Consider the following 19405-nt stretch of genomic DNA (forward strand, 5'->3'; position numbering starts at 1 on the left):
CCCAGTGTGGTACCGGCCTATTCCGTCAGCGCCGCTTCCGGAATCGGCCACGATTCATGCAGATCCTCTTGCCAATACGGCCAGGAATGCGTGCCCAGCGGATGGAATACGACGGTGGCCGGTACACCGAGGTCCTGCAATCGCCGCTGGAACGATTCGGTACAACCGTGCACCAGATATTCCAGCACCGCACCGAACGTCACCGCCTGCGGCATGAGGGGGTCGGTCAGTGATTCCGGTCCCGGAATCCCACTTCCCGCCGAGACGTACACCGCCTTCCCGCGCAGTGCGGGCGCATTGGTGAGCGGATCGTGCGCCCGCCACGCCGGATCGGCATCGGTTCCCCACATATTCTCCGGATTGCCACCCATCCACCTCACCGAATTCCGGATGACGAGCCTGGCACTCGCGCTCACGGTGTCGAGACAACCACTGAAGGCCGCCACCCCGCGATACAGCTCCGGATGCCGGGTGGTCAGCGTGACCGCCGAGAGCGCGCCCATGGACAGCCCGCCGATGACGTTGCGCCCGTCGCTCCGGAATTGCGCGTCGATCAGCGGTGGCAGCTCACTGGTCAGGAAGGTCTCCTACCGCTGCGCCCCGCCGAGTGCGGGATCGGGCTGCTGCCAATCGGAATAGAAGCTGCCAATCGGAATAGAAAGTGCCCTTGCCGCCGACCGGAAGCACCACGTTGACGCGCTTGTCGGCGAAGAACGACACGATATCGGTCTTTTGTGTCCAATTCGTCTCCGCGGCACCGGAATCCACACCGTCGAGCAGATAGTAGGTCGGACGCGGCTCGTCATCGGCGGGATGCAGTACATCGACGGTGACCGTGCGGTCCATGGCGGCCGAGTACACCGATATTCGCGTCCGCGCCGCCGATGACTCAATGGCAGCGGCACCGAAGATATTTTGCGGGATGTCAGCGAAATTTCCGCGGCTGGTCAGCGACCCGGACCGGTGCACCCCGGCGGCACCAGCCGACCGGCCAGCAGATCCTCGATCCACCCGGTGGTCAGTGGAATGGACAGCGCGCCGACGATGAAGTGCTCTCCCGGGAACGGCTGCAACCGCACCCGGGCGCCTCGCGCGCACCAGTCGTCGAACAGATGCTGCGCGCCCGCGAAGGGAACGAAGATCTCATTGACGCCGTGGAAGAGGAACACCGGCGCGGCCGGCGCGCTGCGGCCGGGGCGGTTCTCTTCCAGAATCCGCTGCACCGCAGGCAGTTTCAATGGATCCGGCACGACCGAGAGCTGGTCCACCCGCAGCGGCGTGATCAGCCCGAGCGCCGTCTCCTGTGAAATGCAGATATCGCGGAACATCCGCGCCAACCGCCACCCGTTGTCGTTGAACAGGCCCATCAGTTCCGGGTACTCGCGCGCCAGCCCGAGCACGGCCGCCAGCAGGACCCCGGTACCCCAGTTGCCGTTCATGGCGGGCAGCAGCATCTGATAATCCGCCGGAGTCCCCCCGATTATCACGCCCGCCAACCGGATCTCCGGCGCGTAGGTCGGCGCGAGCTGCGCCGCCCAGCTGGTGGCGATCGAACCGCCGGAATAGCTCGTCATCACCACCGGTGTCGCCGGCCCGAGCTCCGGCATGTTCGCGCGGGTCACGCCCCGGATGGAATCGAGCACGGCATGCCCGCCCATCAGCCCCGCCGCGTATGCCTGCCGCGGGCCCTGGTGGTCGGGAACGACCACCGAATAGCCCTTGGCGAGAATCAACCGGATCGCCACGACATCGGCCGACACAGCCCGCTTGAGTTCCGTGGAGGGCGCACAGGACTGCCCCAGCGAGGAGATCGGAAGGTTGTACGACACCAGCGGTCTCGGTCCTGATTCCTTCCACGCCTCGTTCGGCAGCAGCAGGGTGGTCACGATGGCGACCGGCTGATTGTGGGAGTCGGTGGAGCGCACCAGCAGCTGGTAGGCGCGGGCGGCGGGAAACAGGCTGTCGGTGGTACGGGCCGAGAGCACGCTGCCCGGCGGGCGGGCCTCGAAACCGGGCCCGGGCGTGAAGAAGGGGTCGGTCGGTGGCGACGGCAGCACGCTGGCCGGATCGTGTGCCGGATTCAGCAGATCCGAGATGGGATCGGCGTGCGCATGCAGTGGGAGCAGCGCCGTCACCAGCGCCACCAGCATCCATATCCGTGTGAACCGGACAGCAGCCACGAGGAGAGATCGTCACACGCCGTCTGGTGTGCGGCCCGGATTTGCCTCGGCGCGGCGGTTCGAGTCCCGCGGGAAACGCGCACAACCGACAAATCGCCGGATCGGTCTGACACCCTGTCCCAATGAGGTGGTCAATCGTCGTGGTCGCAGTTCTCGTGCTGGCGGCCGGGTGTGCTGCGCGGCCATCGGATTCGCCCTGGCGCGAGGTATCACTGCCGCAGCACGGGGCGCGGGTGCTGGAGTTCGCGCCGATCGCGGGCGGCGTGCTGGCACTGGGCTCGATTCCGGTCGGCGACGGACGCGCCCCGGCCGCCTGGTCCTCCCCCGACGGCACGCGCTGGACATCTGTCCCCGTCCGGCCCGACAGCCCGTACGGCGCACTGGCGGAACTGATTTCGGCGGGCACCGGCACGCACACCGTGGTGCTGGGTCAGGCTTTCGGTGGCGCGCACAGCAATCCGCGCATGACCATCTGGAGCGGCGACGGCCGGGGCCTCACCGAACACACCCAGGCCATGGAGATGTTCGGCGGTCCGCACGCCATCGCGGTGACGGCGGCGGCCGCGCGCGGCGGCACCGATCTGCTGGTGGGCGGCTGGGACGGCGACAACGGCCGCTACGGCGCCGCGTTCTGGACCTCCGCCGACGGCGCCGACTGGCAACGCCACGCGGACGATCCGGCGCTGTCGTCCGCACCCGGCGAACAGACCGGCGCGGCCGGGGTCGGCACCGGCGCGCAGGGCTTCGTCATCGTCGGGGAAACTCTGCGCGACAACATCCTTCGGCCACTGGTGTGGACCTCGCCCGACGGCCTCGGATGGCAGCGTCACGAGCTGCCGGGGGCGAATGCCGTCGCCGCGCGCGTCGGCTGCGGCAGTGCCGGCTGCACGGTGCTCGGCCAATCCATCGGCGCCACACCACACGTGCTGTGCTGGCCGTCGGCCGAGGCCGACGCCGTGCCCGGTCCGGGCGCGTCAACGGTCGACGTGCTGCAGGTCCTGCCGACCGCGTCGCGCGTCCTGGGTCTCGTGGCGCTCGACCACGTGGTGCAGCTGGCGTCGATGACGCCGAATTGCACTGAATGGCAACAGATTTCCCTGCCGGTGAGCGCCCCCGGGGCTCGCATGATCGCGTTGCCCGCCGCCCTGCTGTTGGCCACCACCGAGGCCGACCGCAGCAGACTCTGGCTGCATGCCCTGCCCTGACGGCAGGGCACTGGTCACCGCATCACCATGCGACGGGCAGCGACCGCACCCCGTACACCATCGCGTCGTACTTGAAATCGATATCCTCGGTCGGCACGGTCAGGCGCAGCCCCGGCACCCGCCGGAACAGCGTCTGCAGCACCATGCCGAGCTCGATGCGCGCCAGCTGCAGACCGATGCACTGGTGCCGGCCCGAGCCGAAGGCCAAGTGCTGCGCGGCATTCGAGCGCGCCAGGTCCAGGGTGCCCGGCTCGGCGAAGACCTCCGGGTTCCAGTTCGCGGTGGCCAGGTCGAACACGATTGGGTCGCCCGCGCGGATCACCTCACCGCCGACCTCGATGTCCTCGATGGCGACCCGCCGCAGCCCGGTGTCGACAATGGTCATGTAGCGGATCAGCTCGTCGACCGCATTGCCGAGCACCTGCGGGTCGTCGGTGTCGCGAATGATCGCCAGCTGCTCGGGCCGGTCGAGCAGCGCGATGACGGCCAGCGAGATCATGTTCGCGGTGGTCTCGTGCCCGGCGACCAGGATGCCGACCGTCTGCAGCGCGGCCTCCCACACCTGCAGCTCACCGTCGCGCACCAGTTCGGCGACATCGGAGAGCAGATCCTCGGCCGGGTTCTCGGTCTTGGCCTCGACCAGCTTGTTGAGGTAGCCGAGCATCTCCAGCGTCGACTGCTGCTGCTCCTCGGCGGTGGCATTGCCGCCGAAGCCGAGTTCGGTGGCCTCCTGGAAGAACGCGTGGTCCTCGTAGGGGACACCGAGCAGTTCGCAGATCATCAGCGACGGCACCGGCAGCGCCAGCGCCTTCATCAGGTCCGCCGAGTTGCCCTGCGCCAGCATGGCGTCGATGGTCTCGTCGATGTGCTTCTGGATATTGGGCCGCATGGCCTCGAGCCGCTTGGGAGTGAACGGCTTGGCCAGCATGCGCCGGTAGCGGGCGTGCTCCTGGCCGTCGGTGTTGAACATGGTGCGCGGGCTCATCTCCGCGACCGTCTTCATCCCCTCGTGGATGTGCGGGTAGGAGGGGTGGTGGTTGTCGGCGCTGACGCGGGCGTCGGCGAACAGCTCGCGCGCCTCGGTGTAGCCCGTGATCAGCCACGGCTGCTTGCCCTCCCAGGTCCGGACCTTGGAGATCGGGCCGGCGGCGGCGAGTTCGCGGATCTCCGCGGCGGGCGCGAACGGGCAGCTCGCGGCGCGGCGACCGGGATAGAAGGTCGGCTCGGCGGGGGCCTCGGTGCTGGACTCAGGCATGTTCGGGTCAATCCTCGATCTGGATGGCTTGCGCTGGGCAGAATTCGGCGGCCGTTCGCACGGCAGGGGCCTGCTCCGGCGCCGGATTCTCGTCGAGCAGCACGACGACACCGTCGTCGTCGCGCTGGTCGAAGACTTGGTCGGCACGCAGCACACAGTGACCGGCTGCGATGCACTTCTCTTGACTGACAGCAACTCTCATGGCGCGTCCGGCCGCGAGTCAGCCACGATCCGCGTCGGCGTCGCAGATGCAACGGACCTGGTCCCGGATCGCCTCGGTCACGCGGCCCATCAGGGCGTGACTGTTGCGGGTGGTGTCGTAGTTGACGTGAATGACGAGCCGCTCGGCGACGGTCCACACGGTCAGCTTCGGCGGCATGCCCTTGGCCATGCCGAACGCCTCGTCGGAGACGAATTCGAGCCCGCCGGGGATCGAAGGCGTCTGTTCCACACCGAGATTCGCCATACCCAGCGTGGGCTGCGCACCGAAGATCGCGGCGGTCTCCGGGTCGAACGCGCGCTGCGAGGCCCGCATGAACAGGGCCGGGAACCGGGCGTCGAGGGCGGCGCGCATGGCCACCTCCGTCGCCTTGGCCAGCTCGATCGGATCGGTGTCGGCGGCGGCGAAGACCGGGGTGGCCACCCCACCCGCGCAATTGAGCAGCGTCGACTGCGGGATCGGCTCGGCGAGCGAGGCGCGCAGATCCACCGCGTGCCCGAACACCATCGGTACCGGCCCGGAATCCGCCTCGAGCTGGCTGCGCACCGCGACCATGGCCACGCCGGTGACCAGGCTGTTGACCGAAACACCCTGCGCGCGTGCGACACCGAAGAAGGCGGCGCTCTGCTCGGGGTCCACCTCGATGCGCTGGGTGGCGAACCGGCCCACCGGGTCGCCGACGCCGTCGCCGTCGCGGGGCAGCTCGAGTGGCGCGGGCACCGCGTCACCGGCAGCCGCGATACCGCGCAGCATCGCGACCAACTCGTCGACCTCGGCCTCGGTGACACTGCCCGCCAGCAACGTATCGATACCGTCGACCAGCTCGTTGTCCGAATTCGACGGCGGCAGTGGCGAACCCGCCAGCTGGGCGCCGTAGCGCTGCCACATGTCGTCGCGCAGCGCCAGCGCCGACCGTCCATCGCACATGCCGTGGTGCATGATCAGCACGATCTGGTCGAGGCCGCCCTCGCGCAGCACGTGAGCCTTGAAAAGGCCGGTGCTCCAGTCCTGTTCGATGTTGACCAGCCGCTGGTAGCCGTCGGGTCCCCACTCGGTGACCTCGAGCGGGGGCTGGTACTCCTCGCGAACCCGGAAGACCGGCTCACTGCCGGGCTCGTTGACCATGACCGCGCGCAGCAGCGCGTGGTCGGCGGCCAATTCCGCCAGGACCCTGCGCATGACGTCGGGATCGATCTCACCGCGCACCGTGGTCGCGACGAACAGCGGCACACCGGCTTTCGGCACGTCGCCCCAGCGGGCGTCGGGGTCGAAATGCTTGAACTCGAAGGACGATAGCGGTCGTTGACTACTCATGAAGCCCTGGCACTCCCGATTCTGAAACATGCCCTTCCGACCATACACACGACTGGGACAATCGTCAGGACTGTTGTCGGTAACCGGTTCCGGCTCCGAGTGCCCGAATGCCTTCCGGCACAAGAATGTTGCCTGGCCTGCCCTGATGCTACGGGCGGACGAGATGACCGGCCCGCGCGCTGAAGGCAAGAGCGCCAGCGCTTTCGGGTTGCGGCACTGAACTGAAGCGCAGATATTTCGGAACGATCGCCATCCGCTCGATGGTCGAAATCCCAGGGCACGTGCCGATTCGAGGGCTGGGTGAGCTGAACCGCTCTCGCGGGGAAACCGTCCGGCAGCCCGGACGGCCCCGCACCCCAGGCTAGTGACGCACATCACTGCGCCGGGATGTCGCAACGCGTGGGCTCGGCGGCACCTTGTGTCGTCGAGTCGTCACCACCCGAGGAGTAATCGGCATGACCAGAATCGGCATCATCATCGGCAGCACCCGGCCCGGCCGCAACGGCGAGAAGGTGGCCCGCTGGGTGCAGGCCATCGCCACCGAACATGCAGGCGAGACAGCCGAATTCGAGCTGATCGATCGGCAGGATCACCAGCTCCCGCTGCTGGACGAACCCGTCCCGGCGGCCCGCACCCCCGGACGGCACCCGCACACCCGCCGCTTCGCCGAGCACGTCGGCTCCTGCGACGCCTTCATCTTCGTGATCGGCGAACTCCTGGCCTGGACCCACGCCCTGACCCCACTCCGCGAACCCGCCACCATCGCCTGACCAGAGCGGGCAGACATCCTGCGCCCCAGCATGTTCGGAGCCAATGGCCGACCGCGTCATAAACCGCGGGCGCTACCCCGCCGGGATCCGGTGGATCCGGCGCGGAACCACGATCAGCTAGTCGCCGCTGGCCGCGCCGATCAGAATCTGCCACGGCCAGGCCGGGTCCGACGGGTTGTCGGGCAGCTCGGTGAGGAGGTTGGCGGCGGTGCCCGAGACGGGGGCGGTGAGCATGCCGACGGTGGCGTCGACGATGTTGGTGGTGAACAACGCAGTGCGCGGATCGTCGGCGGCCGGGGCGGCGTGTTCGAGACCAGCGAGGGCACGGACGGCGAGCATCATGCTGAACGACAGGCGGGTGCGCAGGACCGGGGCCGGAATGCGGGTGAGCCGCTCGGCCAGGGCCGCCAGGACGGTCCGGACGCTGTCGGTGACGGCGGGATCGGCCTGGGTCAGAGCGTAAACCCAGGGGGGCGTGGAGACCTGGGCGAGAAAACGCAGATAGTGGGCGTCCGGGCGGGTGGCCTGCTCGGCGAGCGGGCGGATCAGAGCGTCGGCGAGTTCGGCGACGCCGAGGCGTCGGCTGTCATGGCCGAGTTCGGCGAGCAGCTCCCAGCGGCGCTGATTCACCTGCCCGGTGTGCTGTTCGAAGATCTCCCGGACCAGCTGTTCCTTGGTGCCGAAATGGTATTGCGCGGCAGTCTTGTTGCGCTGACCGGCGGCCGCGGTGAGCTCACGCAGCGACACCGCGTCGATGCCGCGCTCGGCGAACATGCGCAATGCGGTCGAAGCCAGGATCTGCCTGGTGGATGGGCCGTCTGACACTCCGACATCGTAGTGATCCGATCCCGGTCCCCGAGGGAGGCGCACCTGGCCCGGGGACCGGGACCGTGAGAACTATTTGGCCGCAGGCATGTTGGGCACGAACGGCTCGTTGGCAACGCCGCTGCCGCTGAGCGATGGCATAAGTCCCGGTCAGCGGGACTCTCGAAATCTGGGGTGGACCCCCCGATCGGATGTCAATGCCCAGGCCCAGGGATCAGACCAGCCTTTGACAAGCCGACCTCTCGAGGCATACGCATTAAGGCAGTCGCCTTACAGTTCGGATATATCGAGGAGGGTTCCATGAGACCTGTCCGAGGCAACCGCGCTCTCTCCGCTCGTACCGCACGGGCACTGGCCGGAGTCGTCATCGCCGCGGCACTGGCAGCCTGCGGGACCGCCTCCGGCCCGGCCGCGCCGGCCGACACGGACACTGCGATCCGCACGGCCTACGACTACGCGTTCCCGCTGTACTTCCTTTCGCAGCTGCGATGGAACGCGCTCGAGACCACCGGAGGCCGCACCAGCACCACGCTCGATCACTTCGCGCACTCCCGCGCTGTGGCCGGGCCGCAGGACACCTGGGCCAACGCGCCGCTGGTCGACGCGCTGTATTCGACAGCGTGGACCGATCTTTCGCGGGGACCGGTCTTCCTCGACACCCCCGACACCGGCAGCCGCTACTACGTGCTGACCCTCATCGACTTCTACTCCAACACCTTCTTCTACGCGGGCCCGCGCACCACCGGCAGCGGCGCCCAGCACTATCTGCTGGTCGGACCGCAGTGGAACGGCCAAGCGCCCCAAGGGGTCTCGGTCGTGCACGCGCCCACCAATGACGTCTATGTCAACCTGCGGGTCCAGACCACGGGCCCTGCCGATCAGGCCGCCGTCAATGCTGTACAGGACGGGTTCACCTTCACGCCCGCGCAGCCCACCACGACCGAGCCGACCGCCCGCGTCCAGCCGGTTCCCGGCGACCCGGAGAACTACCTGGCCGTGGTGAACCAGATGTTGACCCTCGATCCCCCACCCGCTGCCGACCGTCCCCTGCTCGACACCCTTCGTCGGGTCGGCATCTGCGGCGCGGACTGCGGCTTCGACCGCCTGCCGCAATCGGCGAAAGACGCCTGGCGCAGGCTGTTTCCACAGCTCGGCGCCTACATGAAGCAGTACGCCGCACAGACCGCGAAGGCCAAGGGCTGGATCGACTACAGCCCGCCCGGATCCCTGCTGGGCACCACCGACCAGCGCGACCACGCGCAGCGCGCCCTGGCGCTGGGCAGCGGCACCGGCATGCTCGGGCTGCGGCGCGAAGAGGCCAACTACTGGATCACCTTCACCGACGGTGCGGGACAACCGATGACCGGGAACACCGCCTACACCCTGCACCTGCCGCCGGGCGGCATTCCCTCCCACGCGTTCTGGTCGGTATCGCTCTACGAGGTCCAGCCGACGGGCCAGTTCCTGACCCCCAACCCGATCAACCGCTACGAAATCGCGGGCAACACACCGGGAGTCGTCACCAACCCCGACGGCAGCATCGACATCTGGATCCAACCGCAGACGCCGCAGCCCGATCGCCGCGCGAACTGGCTGCCCGCCCCGGCCGCCGGCCACCCGTTCATCCTCTTCGCCCGCTCCTACGTGCCCGGCCCCGACATCCTGTCGGGCCGCTTCACCATGCCCGCGGTCACGCCGATCGGCTGACCGATTCCGGCGGCCGATTCCTTTCTCCCATGGCGGCGGTCTACCTGGTGACAAACCGAGAAGGAGTGCTGATCGCCATGACCATTCCCACCACCATGCGGGCCCTGCGGCAGACCTCGCTGCGGGGCCCGCAGGACCTGCGTCTGATCACCGACGCGCCGGTACCGGTTCCCGGTCCGGGCGAGGTACTGATCCGGGTCGCCGCCGCCGGAGTCAATTTCGCCGATATCTCCCAGGCCCACGGAACATTCCTGGGCGGACCGCGGCCGCCGTACACGGCGGGGTTCGAGGCCGCCGGTGAGGTCGTCGCGGCGGGAGACGAAGTGGCCGAGCCGCTTTCGGGGGACCGCGTCGTCGGCGTCGGGGCCGGAGCATTCGCCGAATACGCGGTGCTGCCCGCAGTCTCGGCCGTGCCGATCCCGTCCGGGTGGACCGCCGAGCAGGCACTCGGACTGGTCGTGAACTGGCCAACCGCGCTCGCCGCGTTGAAACCGTTGGGCCGCATAGCCACTGGCGAGACGGTGCTGATCCATGCCGCAGCGGGCGCGACCGGCCAAGCCGCGGTCGCCATGGCCAAGCACTACGGTGCGACCGTCATCGCCACCGCCTCGCCGGGCAAACACGAGATCGTGCGGAGACTCGGTGCCGACCACATGCTGGACTCACGGTCCGAGCACCTCGCCGCCGAGGTGCTGGAACTGACCGGCGGCGCCGGAGCCGACCTGGTGCTCGAATCCGCCGGTGGCGCCACCTTCACCGAGAGCCTCGCCGCGGCCAAACGGGTCACCGGACGGGTCGTCGTCTACGGCATGGCAGGGGGCGACAGCGCCATCACCAACTGGGAGTTGGTGTACAAGCACCAGATTCACCTCATCGGCCTCAATATCGGCGTGCTGATCCAGGCCGCTCCCCACGTTTTCGGCGAGGTCATGGCCGAAATGTTCGCGCTCATCGCAGCGGGTGTCCTCGCCCCCAGTAGACCCACCGCCCATGATCTCGCCGACGGCCCGAAGGTCCTCGCGGAAATGGAATCCCGCGCCACCATCGGCAAATTGGCCCTGCTGCCCTGACCATTCCGGATACCCGCTGACCTGGGCTTCGATTCCTTCGGACCGCCGCAGCGGTCGTAATGGGCGAGGACCCGATCAGCGGGGACACGATCCGGAAAGAGACAGCCCATGACAAGTAGCCATTCCGCAGCCCGGCGGCAGCCTAAACTCGCCGCATGACGGCGCACCTGGCGGAGGCGGCCGATCGGAGCCGCTTCGCCGCCGAAACCGAGCGGTTCCGCCGGGAACTGCTGGCGCACTGCTACCGCATGGTCGGCTCGGCCCACGACGCCGAAGACCTGGTCCAGGAGACATACCTGCGCGCCTGGCGCTCCTACGCCGCTTTCGAGGGCCGCGCTTCGATGCGGACCTGGCTGTACAAGATCGCCACCAATATCTGCCTGTCGGCGCTCGAGCCGCGCCGCGTCCGAGTACTGCCCTCGGGCCTGGGCGGTCCCGGCGACGGGTCCGAGGGAGCGCCGAGTCGCGTTGCGCCGGGCGAGGTTTCGTGGCTCGAACCATGCCCCGGCGAATGGATTGCTCCGGCCTCGGACGATCCGGCCGCCGCGGTGGTCGCCCGCGAGTCACTCCGCCTGGCCCTCATCGCGAGCCTCCAGCATCTCCCCGCCCGCCAGCGCGCCATCCTCATCCTGCGCGAGGTTCTGTCCTGCTCCGCCGCCGAGACCGCCGAAATCCTCGGCACCACAACCGCGGCGGTCAAGAGCAGCCTGCAGCGGGCCCGCGCCCGCCTGAACGAATTGCCCTCGGGGCCAGAGGAATTGCTCGAACCATCCGACCACCGGGCGCGGGCACTGCTCGACGGCTACATCGCTGCCTTCGAGCACGCCGATGCCGCTCTCCTGGAACGGGTACTGCGCGCCGACGCGACGCTGGAGGCGACCCCGTTCCGCGATTGGCAGGCGGGCCGGGTGAACTGCATCCGCATGCTCGACACCTACGTGATGGGCCGGCCCGGCGACTGGCGGATGCTACCCACCACGGCCAACCGCCAGCCCGCCGCGATCGAGTATCACCGGGACACCGATGGCGTGCTCCGCGGCCACGGCATCGTGGTCCTGGCTCCGACCGCCGCCGGTGTTCGCGGTGTCGTCTCGTTCCACGACCCGGCGCTGGTCGCATTGTTCGGATTCCCCGAGGTGCTTGCGGAGTGAGTCGGTAGAAAAGGATTCTCGCCGAGCGCTACTGCCGAGATTCGCGAATCCCTCACGGTGCAAATGCATTTCATACTCGATGGGTGGATAAGGATACCCGCAATTCAAGCTGATAAACCATCGACATAACTTTTGAATTGCGACCGCCCAAATCGGACGAACATCACTTGCCGACCAGCGTCGTTCGTGGCAACGTATACGAGGGTTTGGCTCAGTTCAACTCACGACGAGGAGTTTCGAAATGAGTAGCGAACTTACGTGCGATGCCTCACTCGAGAACGCCTTCGACTTTCTGCAGCTTCAGCCCGAAAACTCCGCTGTGTTCGGCGCGGTCAATTCCCGGAAGCGGTCGCTGCATATCGTTCTCGCCGCTCCACCGTATTTCGACATCCCACCGGTCGGCTACGGCGGTATCGAGGCTGTGGTCGCCACGCTGGCCGATGAGCTGGTCGATCAGGGTCACCGCGTCACGCTGCTCGGCGCCGGCCACGCCGGTACAAAGGCCCGATTCGTCCGGGTCTGGGACGAGATCCAGTCCAAGCGGCTCGGCGAGCCGTACCCGGAGATCGTCAATGCCATGAAGACCTGGCAGATCATCGAGGCACTGCACGCCGAGGACCCGGTGGACGTCGTGCACGATCACACCTTCGCCGGCCCGGCCAACGCGGCCGCGTACCGGGGGCTCGGGATTCCCACCGTCGTCACTGTGCACGGTCCGGTCGACCCCGAGATGCACGACTACTACCAATCGCTCGATCACAGTGTGCGGCTCGTGGCGATCAGTGACCGGCAGCGCGCGCTCGCGCCGGATCTGAACTGGATCGGCCGCGTGCACAACGCGATCCGCCCCTCGGAATGGCCATTCCGCACCGAAAAGCTCGACTACGCCCTGTTCCTGGGCCGCTACGCGCCCTACAAGGGACCCCACCTGGCGCTGCGCGCCGCACACTCCGCCGGTGTACGCCTGGTCCTGGCGGGCAAGCTCAACGAGCCGCCCGAGCACGAGTTCTTCGACAACTACATCGAGCCGCTGCTCACCGAGAGCGACGATGTGTTCGGCGAGGCCGACGCGACCGCGAAACGCCATCTGCTCGCCGGCGCGCGCTGCCTTTTGTTCCCGATTCGGTGGGAAGAACCCTTCGGCATTGTCATGATCGAGGCCATGGTCTGTGGCACACCGGTGATCGCGCTGCGCGGCGGTGCGGTGGAAGAGGTCGTCGAACATGGCGTGACCGGATGGATCTGCGACGATCCCGACGAACTACCCGGATACATCGCCCGCGCCGATGAGATCGACCCCTACGCCTGCCGGGAGCGTGTCGAAAGGCTGTTCGCCACGGACCTGTTCGCGCAGGGCTACGAGGCGGCCTATCACCGGGCGATCGAGATGGCGGCGCAACGGGCGTCGCGAACCGCCGTCCGGATGCGGGTGCCCGCGGGGACCCCGATCCTCAGCAGCCCTGCGCCGGGCGGTCGCCCGTGAGCGTATTCAATGCCGGCCCACCCGTTCTCATCGAGGGTGGCGCCGGTTTGATCACCCTCGTCGAGGCCGGAACCTTCTGCCTGTCCGACCGCCTCGGGGACCTTCACCCCGGCACCGCGCACGGTTTGTACTACCGGGACACGCGCATCCTGACCCGATGGGAGCTGCGCGTGGACGGTCTTCCGCCGGAACAGCTTTCGGTGGTGGTGCGCGAACCCTTCCGGGCGCGATTCGTGGCCCGGAAACCGCCACCGCACGGTATCGCCGACGCGACGGTGCTGGTCCAGCGCCGTCGCGTCGTGGGTGAGGGAATGCAGGAGATCATCAGCGTGCTCAATCTCGGCGACGAGGACACCGCCCTGACCGTGGTTCTCGATGCCGAGGCGGACTTCGCGGACCTGTTCGCGGTCAAGGAGGGCCGGGCGGGCGGTGGCGGCAGCGAATCGGCCGCCACCGAGCAGGCGCTGCGCTTCACCGACCGCAGTCAGCAGGGGCGTGGCGTCATCATCACCGCCAGCGAGGACCCCGAGGTTCAGCCCGGATCGCTGACCTGGCAGGTGCTGGTCCCGGCAAAGGGCAGCTGGCAGACGGTGGTGCACTGCCAGCCGATCAACGACCATCGGGCCGTCCCGATGAACTTCGACGACAACGACGAATACAGCCCGGCGGACAAGATCCGCCGCTGGCGCGCCTCCACCACCACCCTCACCGCGAGCGGCGCCGGCCTCAACGCCATCCTGCAGCGTACCGAGACCGATCTCGGTGCGCTGCGCCTCGACGATCCCGCCGACGGCACCTCCTATGTGGCCGCCGGCGCGCCCTGGTTCATGGCCCTGTTCGGCCGCGACAGTCTGCTCACCTCGTGGATGGCGCTGCTGCTGGATTCGGACCTGGCCCTGGGCACACTGCGCCAGCTGGCGAAACTCCAAGGCACCGAGTCGAATCCGCTCACCGAGGAGGAACCCGGCCGCATCATGCACGAGCGGCGCTACGGTCCCGGCAGTGATCGGGTGCTCGGCGGCACCGTCTACTACGGCACCGCCGACGCGACCCCCCTGTTCGTGATGCTGCTCGCCGAATGCCGTCGCTGGGGTATCGGCGCCGCGGCCGTACAGGAGTTGCTGCCGGCCGCCGACGCGGCGCTGACCTGGATCGACACCGACGCCGACCTCGACGGCGACGGCTTCGTCGAGTACCGGCGCAAGACCGACCGCGGCCTCGCCAACCAGGGGTGGAAGGACAGCTGGGACGCGATCGGATTCGCCGACGGCCGCCTCGCCGACCCTCCGATCGCCCTGTGCGAGGTGCAGGGCTACGTCTACGCGGCCCGGATCGGTCGCGCCGAACTGGCCGAGGAGGCCGGCGACCACGCCCTCGCCGAGCGGCTGCGCACGCAGGCCGCCGACCTCAAAGCCCATTTCGACGAGTCCTTCTGGATGCCGAAGAGCAGCTGCTATGCCCTGGCGCTGGACGGCTCGAAGCAGCCGGTCGATGTCGGATCGAGCAATCCCGGCCACTGCCTGTGGACCGGCATCGTGCCCGACGAACGCGCGGCCGAACTGATCGAGCGGCTGGGCGCGGCGGACCTGAACAGCGGATTCGGTTTGCGCACACTGTCTTCCACCGCTCGCCACTTCAATCCCATGGGCTATCACACCGGTTCGGTGTGGCCGCACGATACGGCCATCGCGGTGGCCGGTCTGATGCGCTACGGCCACATCCCCGGCGCACTGGACCTGAGTGTGAAACTCGCGAGCGGACTGCTCGAGGCCATCCTGGAATTCGGGGCCCGGCCGCCCGAACTGTTCTGCGGCTTCGCGCGCTCCGATTTCAGTTCCCCGGTGCCGTATCCCACCTCGTGCTCCCCGCAGGCGTGGGCGAGCGCGGCGCCCCTGCTGCTCATGCGATCGTTCCTGGGGCTGATGCCCGACGTCCCCGGGCGCACCCTCACCATCGCGCCGCGCCTGCCCGACCGGGCGGGCGTCATCCGGCTCACGGACCTCCGCCTGGGTCCGGCGACCGTGTCCATCGAGGCGTGCGGCACCGACGCGAAAGTCCAGGGGCTGCCGCCGGATTGGCAGCTGAACCGGAAATAGCGACAGGCGGTGCCGGCCGATGACGCAGCGGAAGGAAACGCTGCTGACAATGCCTCCCAGGCGGGAGCTGTCGGCGTACAACAGTGTCGCGCAGTTGCGGAACGACATCTGGTGGCACATCGCCGATACCGCGCGGCGGCTGGCGGCGCTCGGCCCGGACGCGAGAACCGAGGTGGCGGACCTGGAGCGCTACCTGGCCTACGACGACGACCGATGCGAGTACCTGCCCGCCGACCAGGTCCGCGAGCGGCTCGGCGCCGGGCAGCCGGTGGTATCGGCCACCTTCGTCACTCCGTATCCGCCGGGATTCCCGGTACTGGTCCCCGGTCAGGAGTTCAGCACGGACATCCTCGACTTCACGGACGCCCTGGACACCAAGGAGATCCACGGCCTCGACCCGGGCCGCGGGTACCGGGTGCTCAACGCCGCCGCGTTGGCGGCGGTGACAGCCGTGACGACCTAGGTGTACCGACCTGAGAGTTTGGGAACCCGGCCGGCCGACGGGTGACCGCCGAGTGCGGTATGGCCGCGGTGGCGTCCGGAATGTCCCTGTGTTCTCTCGATCGCGGCCTCGGCTATCGTCGCCGGCTCAGGCTCGCCAGTACGGCCTTCCCCGCTTGCTCACCCGACGCGGCCGCGTCGGCGAGCGATGGCAGATCGAGCTGATAATCGCCCGCGAGGTATATCGATCCGAACGGATTCCGCAACGTCGGAAGCGAGTTCCTCCGGCCGGGCGCCCAGAACGGGACGACCCGATGGTGCTTCCGCACAACGCCGTCGCCCAGCTTCCCGTCCAGCTCGGGGAAAACGGTGAGCAGGTCCTTCGTGAATCGCGACAGGATTTCCTCGTCGGGCAGGTCCAGCAATGCGTCGGCCTGAGCCCCGCCGGCGAAACAGGCCAGTGCTCCGCCTGGCTTTCGATCGCCACCTTTGCGCATCGCCGCGGCGTGGTTGAACATCGCTTGGAACGACAACTGCGGCGTCGAGACGCCGAAGAAGTCGTCCCAGCGCTGCCGCCCCACTTCCTCGGTGAAGAACCCGACCACTACGTACCGGCCGTACGTGATGTCGTTGAAAGCGACGCGGTACCGCTGCGGGAGGTCTGGAATTATCCGCTCGGCGATATCGCCGGGCGCGGTCACGATCGCGCGCTCTGCCCGAATCCTCGCCGGACGGTCACCATCGAGGTAGTCGACGACGACGCCGTCGCCGTCCTGGCGTACCGATCGCACCACCGAGTTCAACCGGATCCGACCGCCGAGGTCTTCCGCCAGTACATCGGTCAAAGTCTGGTTGCCACCGACCGGCAGCGAGAAGTTCGGAATCTTCTCCGGGTCGGCCAATGCGATCGCCACGGACGTGACGAACTGGGTCGCGGCCGTCTCCTCCGCCTCGCATCCCATCCACTGCGCCGACCACGACCGGACGACCTCGCCGGCCAGCTCGGAGCGGACGCCCTGGAGTAGATACGACGCCAGCTTGGTGTCGAGCTCGGCGCGAACCCGTTGCGCGATTCGGCTCTGCGACTCCAGGAACGGCATGACGGCGAGAATGCGCGCACCGACGATGGCCATGCCGAGACGATCCATCATCGTCATCTTCGTACGGAACATGAGCGCGAGGGGATTCGCGGTGTCGACCAGCCCGCCATTGAGGTACAGCGCGACGCTTTTGCCTGCGAGCGAACCCATCTCGATGCCGTGCTTGTTCAGGGCATCGATCAGCGCACCGGTGCCTTCGGTGAACTGAGTGCCCACGTTGATCCAGTAATCGCCCTTACGGACGGTGTCGACTCGCCCGCCCGTGCGGTCGGTGGACTCGAGGACAACCACATCGGTCGTCGGCGCCAGCGTGGTCGCTGCCATCAATCCCGCCATCCCGGCGCCGACGACAACTACCTCTGCGGTCTCTTCGTGCGCAGTCATATCAACTCCTGACTCTCGATTGGGTTGACCACCTCGGTGTCGTGGTGTTTGCGAACTGCCAGCGGCGCACAGCTACCTGCCACGCCCTCGAGGGGCCGGTGGTCGACATATCTCCGCCGCCGTGGACGCCACGTCGTTCCGGTGACCTCGGCGATGAATCAGGGCCGGAACCCGGCCCTGATTTTTGTAGAACTCGAATCGATATCGAGTTTATGAGGCTCGCCGTCGCGCTGTCAACACGTGCTTCATGTCGGCCGCCGCCACGCTCGCCCGGATGACCCGAGTTCGATACGGTGATCACCGAACTCGGCAGGCGCAGTACGGAATTCGCACTTTGTGAGAGGTGTTTCAGTTCGGGGTTCGATCGCGGTGCGGAGGCTGGACCTCGGTACCCGCGCAAATCGCCACGATCGAGGCGAAATCCGTTGCAGACCACAGGATGAGCCGGGAGAAGATTCGGCAGACGGTCGATTTCCTCGGCGGGCTGTGACCATGAAAAAGGGCGGTTTTGGTGGAAACTGCTCCAAAACCGCCCGTGGGCCTACTGACTGTGTCCGGAGGGGGACTTGAACCCCCACGCCCTAATACGGGCACTAGCACCTCAAGCTAGCGCGTCTGCCATTCCGCCACCCGGACCGGTGATGCTCAGCAAGGTTATCGGATTGGACCGCCTGGACCAAATCGGTCGATGTCCTGCATGTTCACCGAGGATTCGGAGGCGGTGGGAGTGGTTGCCGCCGGGCCGGTTCGCGACCCGGCAGGCCACCCCCCGATCTCAAGCCTTCAGCGCCTCCAGCAGCGCGGCCCGCTGCCGGGAACCCAGGCCGCCGATCCGGCGGTCCGCGGGGATCTCGGCCTCGTCCATCAGCTTGGCCGCCTTGACCGGGCCGATGCCCGGGAGCGCCTTGATGACCGCCGCCACCTTCGTCTTCTTGACCAGGTCCTCCTTGTCCGCGCGCTTGAGCACCTCGGCGAGGCTGACCGACCCCTTCTTGACCTGCGCGATGAGTTCCGAGCGGGCCTTACGAACCGCCGCGGCCTTCGCCAGCGCCTCGGAGCGTTGTTCGGGGGTCATGGTGGGCAGAGCCATATGTCCTTACCTTTCACTCGTTCGCTGGTACGTCGCCGACGATTCAACATGACACCAGGCCGTCCGCAAGAACGACACACCGCGTGGACGTGGCCGCCACGTCGATCGATCGGCGAAATCGGTACACCGGGCACCGGTCGGACGCCCGGAAAGATGCCGGTCATGCGACCAGGAGTTTGCTGGATCGCGGAGCTGGCAAATCCGGGACGCAGAAGGTGGCATCGGTACTACGGTAGCCCCGAATATCACCGGGCACCGGCGGAAGGCGGGGCAGATGAAGGGGTCGTATTCGTACGCCGAGCCGGGCACGACCGAACCAACACTGGCGGACCGATACGACAGCGCAGACCCGGTGACCTGGAACGGAGCGCAGGTCTTCCCCCTGCACTCGGAGGGTCTCGGCGGCTCCCCCACCATGGTCCGGCTGACCCTGCGCAGCGCCGCCCCGCGCCACGGGGTGCGCAGCCTGGGCATCGGGCTCGCCGTGGAGCGCGGACATGTGTTGCTGGAAGGCCGCCGGCTCAGGGGGGTTGACGTCTGGAGTGATGCCATGTCGGGCGGCATCGAGCTACAGGTGTGCCCTGCCGAGACCGATGCCACCATCACCCTCACCCCTGTCTGGGTGGACGACACCGAGGCCACCGTCTCCTGGACGGGTAACTACGGCATGCTCATCGCCCGCGAACCCGCCATGACGGTCCTGCACTGCAGCACCGGCGTCGGCCCGCCCGACTTCGGCGAACTGGTCGTGGAACTCACCATCGGCCCCATCCCGCCGCCCCCGGCCCCGCCCACCGATGCCAGCCGCTACCAGCACGCGCTCTACGAGCTGGGCGTGGCCATGCAGCGCCGCGGCGACGAGGAGCAGGCCTGCCAACTATGGACGCAGGCAGCCGAATTCGGTCATCCGGGCGCCGCCTACGACCTCGGCGTCTTCCGCTATCGCCGGGGCGATTTCACCGAGGCCGAGCATTGGTGGCGCGCCGCCGCGACCCAGGGTGACCCCCGGGCCACGGCCGGTCTCGCCGAACTCCTCAATCGCCGCGGCAATCCCAGTGAAGCCAGGGCGTGGCGGGCGGCAAGTACCGCGGACGATCAGTACCCGTGACGCTCT

General features: G+C 67.8%; 18 protein-coding genes and 1 tRNA gene. 9 read left to right on the plus strand and 10 right to left on the minus strand.

All coding sequences use genetic code 11. The annotated features are described in order from the left end of the window. Positions 1-17: 17 nt before the first annotated feature. The 3 genes from ACFXN1_RS05455 to ACFXN1_RS05465 form a co-directional block, all read right to left on the minus strand. A complete protein-coding gene (locus tag ACFXN1_RS05455; RefSeq protein ID WP_379463513.1) occupies positions 18-578 on the minus strand; it encodes an alpha/beta hydrolase in 561 nt (186 codons plus the stop codon). Further along, positions 568-846 carry an alpha/beta hydrolase-fold protein gene (locus ACFXN1_RS05460; RefSeq protein ID WP_379443475.1) on the minus strand — a complete coding sequence of 93 codons (279 nt, stop codon included), beginning with the start codon at positions 844-846 and terminating at the stop codon, positions 568-570. The genes ACFXN1_RS05455 and ACFXN1_RS05460 overlap by 11 nt, the downstream gene beginning before the upstream one ends. 101 nt (positions 847-947) lie before the next feature. Beyond that, positions 948-2180, minus strand: a complete 1233-nt coding sequence (locus ACFXN1_RS05465) for a lipase family protein (protein WP_379443474.1) — start codon at positions 2178-2180, stop codon at positions 948-950. A gap of 140 nt (positions 2181-2320) precedes the next feature. Here ACFXN1_RS05465 and ACFXN1_RS05470 point away from each other — a divergent pair, with 140 nt between their 5' ends. After that, entirely contained in the window at positions 2321-3385 is a 1065-nt protein-coding gene (locus tag ACFXN1_RS05470) for a hypothetical protein (RefSeq protein ID WP_379443472.1), read from the plus strand. A gap of 22 nt (positions 3386-3407) precedes the next feature. Here the strand turns inward: ACFXN1_RS05470 and ACFXN1_RS05475 are convergent, their stop codons facing one another. The 3 genes from ACFXN1_RS05475 to ACFXN1_RS05485 are packed head-to-tail and all read right to left on the minus strand — an operon-like array spanning position 3408 to position 6174. Next, a complete protein-coding gene (locus tag ACFXN1_RS05475) occupies positions 3408-4652 on the minus strand; it encodes a cytochrome P450 (protein WP_379443498.1) in 1245 nt (414 codons plus the stop codon). Further along, the gene (locus tag ACFXN1_RS05480; protein ID WP_354832567.1) at positions 4648-4842 is read right to left on the minus strand and encodes a ferredoxin; all 195 of its coding nucleotides are present in this window, start codon (positions 4840-4842) and stop codon (positions 4648-4650) included. Before ACFXN1_RS05480 ends, ACFXN1_RS05475 begins: the two co-directional genes overlap by 5 nt. 18 nt (positions 4843-4860) lie before the next feature. Next, the gene (locus ACFXN1_RS05485) at positions 4861-6174 is read right to left on the minus strand and encodes a hypothetical protein (protein ID WP_379443471.1); all 1314 of its coding nucleotides are present in this window, start codon (positions 6172-6174) and stop codon (positions 4861-4863) included. 455 nt (positions 6175-6629) lie between these two features. Here ACFXN1_RS05485 and ACFXN1_RS05490 point away from each other — a divergent pair, with 455 nt between their 5' ends. After that, a complete protein-coding gene (locus ACFXN1_RS05490) occupies positions 6630-6944 on the plus strand; it encodes an NADPH-dependent FMN reductase (RefSeq protein WP_379443469.1) in 315 nt (104 codons plus the stop codon). Between the two features lie 117 nt (positions 6945-7061). Here ACFXN1_RS05490 and ACFXN1_RS05495 read toward each other — a convergent pair whose 3' ends face one another. Continuing rightward, positions 7062-7769 (minus strand): TetR family transcriptional regulator, encoded by a 708-nt coding sequence (locus ACFXN1_RS05495; RefSeq protein ID WP_379443467.1) that lies wholly within the window; start codon positions 7767-7769, stop codon positions 7062-7064. 300 nt (positions 7770-8069) lie between these two features. Between ACFXN1_RS05495 and ACFXN1_RS05500 the strand changes: the two genes are divergently transcribed. The 6 genes from ACFXN1_RS05500 to ACFXN1_RS05525 all read left to right on the plus strand — a co-directional run bounded on the left by ACFXN1_RS05500 (position 8070) and on the right by ACFXN1_RS05525 (position 15739). Then, positions 8070-9476 carry a DUF1254 domain-containing protein gene (locus tag ACFXN1_RS05500; RefSeq protein WP_379443466.1) on the plus strand — a complete coding sequence of 469 codons (1407 nt, stop codon included), beginning with the start codon at positions 8070-8072 and terminating at the stop codon, positions 9474-9476. A 77-nt stretch (positions 9477-9553) separates the two neighbouring features. After that, positions 9554-10546, plus strand: coding sequence for an NADPH:quinone oxidoreductase family protein (locus tag ACFXN1_RS05505; protein ID WP_379443464.1), 993 nt, complete (start codon positions 9554-9556; stop codon positions 10544-10546). Positions 10547-10701: 155 nt separating this feature from the next. Then, on the plus strand, positions 10702-11697 hold the full coding sequence (locus ACFXN1_RS05510) for an RNA polymerase subunit sigma-70 (RefSeq protein ID WP_379443462.1): 996 nt from the start codon (positions 10702-10704) through the stop codon (positions 11695-11697). A 241-nt stretch (positions 11698-11938) separates the two neighbouring features. Continuing rightward, positions 11939-13180: a glycosyltransferase family 4 protein gene (locus tag ACFXN1_RS05515; RefSeq protein ID WP_379396828.1), complete on the plus strand. Its 1242-nt coding sequence runs from the start codon at positions 11939-11941 to the stop codon at positions 13178-13180. Next, the gene (locus tag ACFXN1_RS05520) at positions 13177-15276 is read left to right on the plus strand and encodes a glycogen debranching N-terminal domain-containing protein (RefSeq protein ID WP_379396830.1); all 2100 of its coding nucleotides are present in this window, start codon (positions 13177-13179) and stop codon (positions 15274-15276) included. The genes ACFXN1_RS05515 and ACFXN1_RS05520 overlap by 4 nt, the downstream gene beginning before the upstream one ends. 49 nt (positions 15277-15325) lie before the next feature. Continuing rightward, positions 15326-15739: a hypothetical protein gene (locus tag ACFXN1_RS05525; protein WP_379443461.1), complete on the plus strand. Its 414-nt coding sequence runs from the start codon at positions 15326-15328 to the stop codon at positions 15737-15739. 112 nt (positions 15740-15851) lie between these two features. On the opposite strand, the gene ACFXN1_RS05530 is transcribed toward ACFXN1_RS05525, so the two are convergent. The 3 genes from ACFXN1_RS05530 to mihF form a co-directional block, all read right to left on the minus strand. Then, positions 15852-17201, minus strand: coding sequence for a flavin monoamine oxidase family protein (locus ACFXN1_RS05530; protein ID WP_379443460.1), 1350 nt, complete (start codon positions 17199-17201; stop codon positions 15852-15854). Between the two features lie 551 nt (positions 17202-17752). Next, positions 17753-17837, minus strand: a tRNA-Leu gene (locus tag ACFXN1_RS05535). A gap of 139 nt (positions 17838-17976) precedes the next feature. After that, the gene (gene mihF / locus ACFXN1_RS05540) at positions 17977-18291 is read right to left on the minus strand and encodes an integration host factor, actinobacterial type (protein WP_354832585.1); all 315 of its coding nucleotides are present in this window, start codon (positions 18289-18291) and stop codon (positions 17977-17979) included. 274 nt (positions 18292-18565) lie between these two features. Here mihF and ACFXN1_RS05545 point away from each other — a divergent pair, with 274 nt between their 5' ends. Continuing rightward, a complete protein-coding gene (locus ACFXN1_RS05545; protein ID WP_379446598.1) occupies positions 18566-19399 on the plus strand; it encodes a tetratricopeptide repeat protein in 834 nt (277 codons plus the stop codon). Positions 19400-19405: the final 6 nt, after the last annotated feature.

It is taken from the genome of Nocardia sp. NPDC059154 (assembly GCF_042755705.1).
In the GTDB taxonomy this organism is placed as follows: Bacteria; Actinomycetota; Actinomycetes; order Mycobacteriales; family Mycobacteriaceae; genus Nocardia.

What these genes read in the sequence shown, in the direction of transcription:
- ACFXN1_RS05500 (WP_379443466.1), top strand. Translation starts at nt 8,070, where the DNA reads ATGAGACCTGTCCGAGGCAACCGCGCTCTCTCCGCTCGTACCGCACGG.
- ACFXN1_RS05545 (WP_379446598.1), top strand. Translation starts at nt 18,566, where the DNA reads ATGAAGGGGTCGTATTCGTACGCCGAGCCGGGCACGACCGAACCAACA.
- ACFXN1_RS05510 (WP_379443462.1), top strand. Translation starts at nt 10,702, where the DNA reads ATGACGGCGCACCTGGCGGAGGCGGCCGATCGGAGCCGCTTCGCCGCC.
- ACFXN1_RS05460 (WP_379443475.1), bottom strand. Translation starts at nt 846, where the DNA reads ATGGACCGCACGGTCACCGTCGATGTACTGCATCCCGCCGATGACGAG.
- ACFXN1_RS05485 (WP_379443471.1), bottom strand. Translation starts at nt 6,174, where the DNA reads ATGAGTAGTCAACGACCGCTATCGTCCTTCGAGTTCAAGCATTTCGAC.
- ACFXN1_RS05515 (WP_379396828.1), top strand. Translation starts at nt 11,939, where the DNA reads ATGAGTAGCGAACTTACGTGCGATGCCTCACTCGAGAACGCCTTCGAC.
- ACFXN1_RS05480 (WP_354832567.1), bottom strand. Translation starts at nt 4,842, where the DNA reads ATGAGAGTTGCTGTCAGTCAAGAGAAGTGCATCGCAGCCGGTCACTGT.
- ACFXN1_RS05530 (WP_379443460.1), bottom strand. Translation starts at nt 17,201, where the DNA reads ATGACTGCGCACGAAGAGACCGCAGAGGTAGTTGTCGTCGGCGCCGGG.
- ACFXN1_RS05505 (WP_379443464.1), top strand. Translation starts at nt 9,554, where the DNA reads ATGACCATTCCCACCACCATGCGGGCCCTGCGGCAGACCTCGCTGCGG.
- ACFXN1_RS05490 (WP_379443469.1), top strand. Translation starts at nt 6,630, where the DNA reads ATGACCAGAATCGGCATCATCATCGGCAGCACCCGGCCCGGCCGCAAC.
- ACFXN1_RS05525 (WP_379443461.1), top strand. Translation starts at nt 15,326, where the DNA reads ATGCCTCCCAGGCGGGAGCTGTCGGCGTACAACAGTGTCGCGCAGTTG.
- mihF (WP_354832585.1), bottom strand. Translation starts at nt 18,291, where the DNA reads ATGGCTCTGCCCACCATGACCCCCGAACAACGCTCCGAGGCGCTGGCG.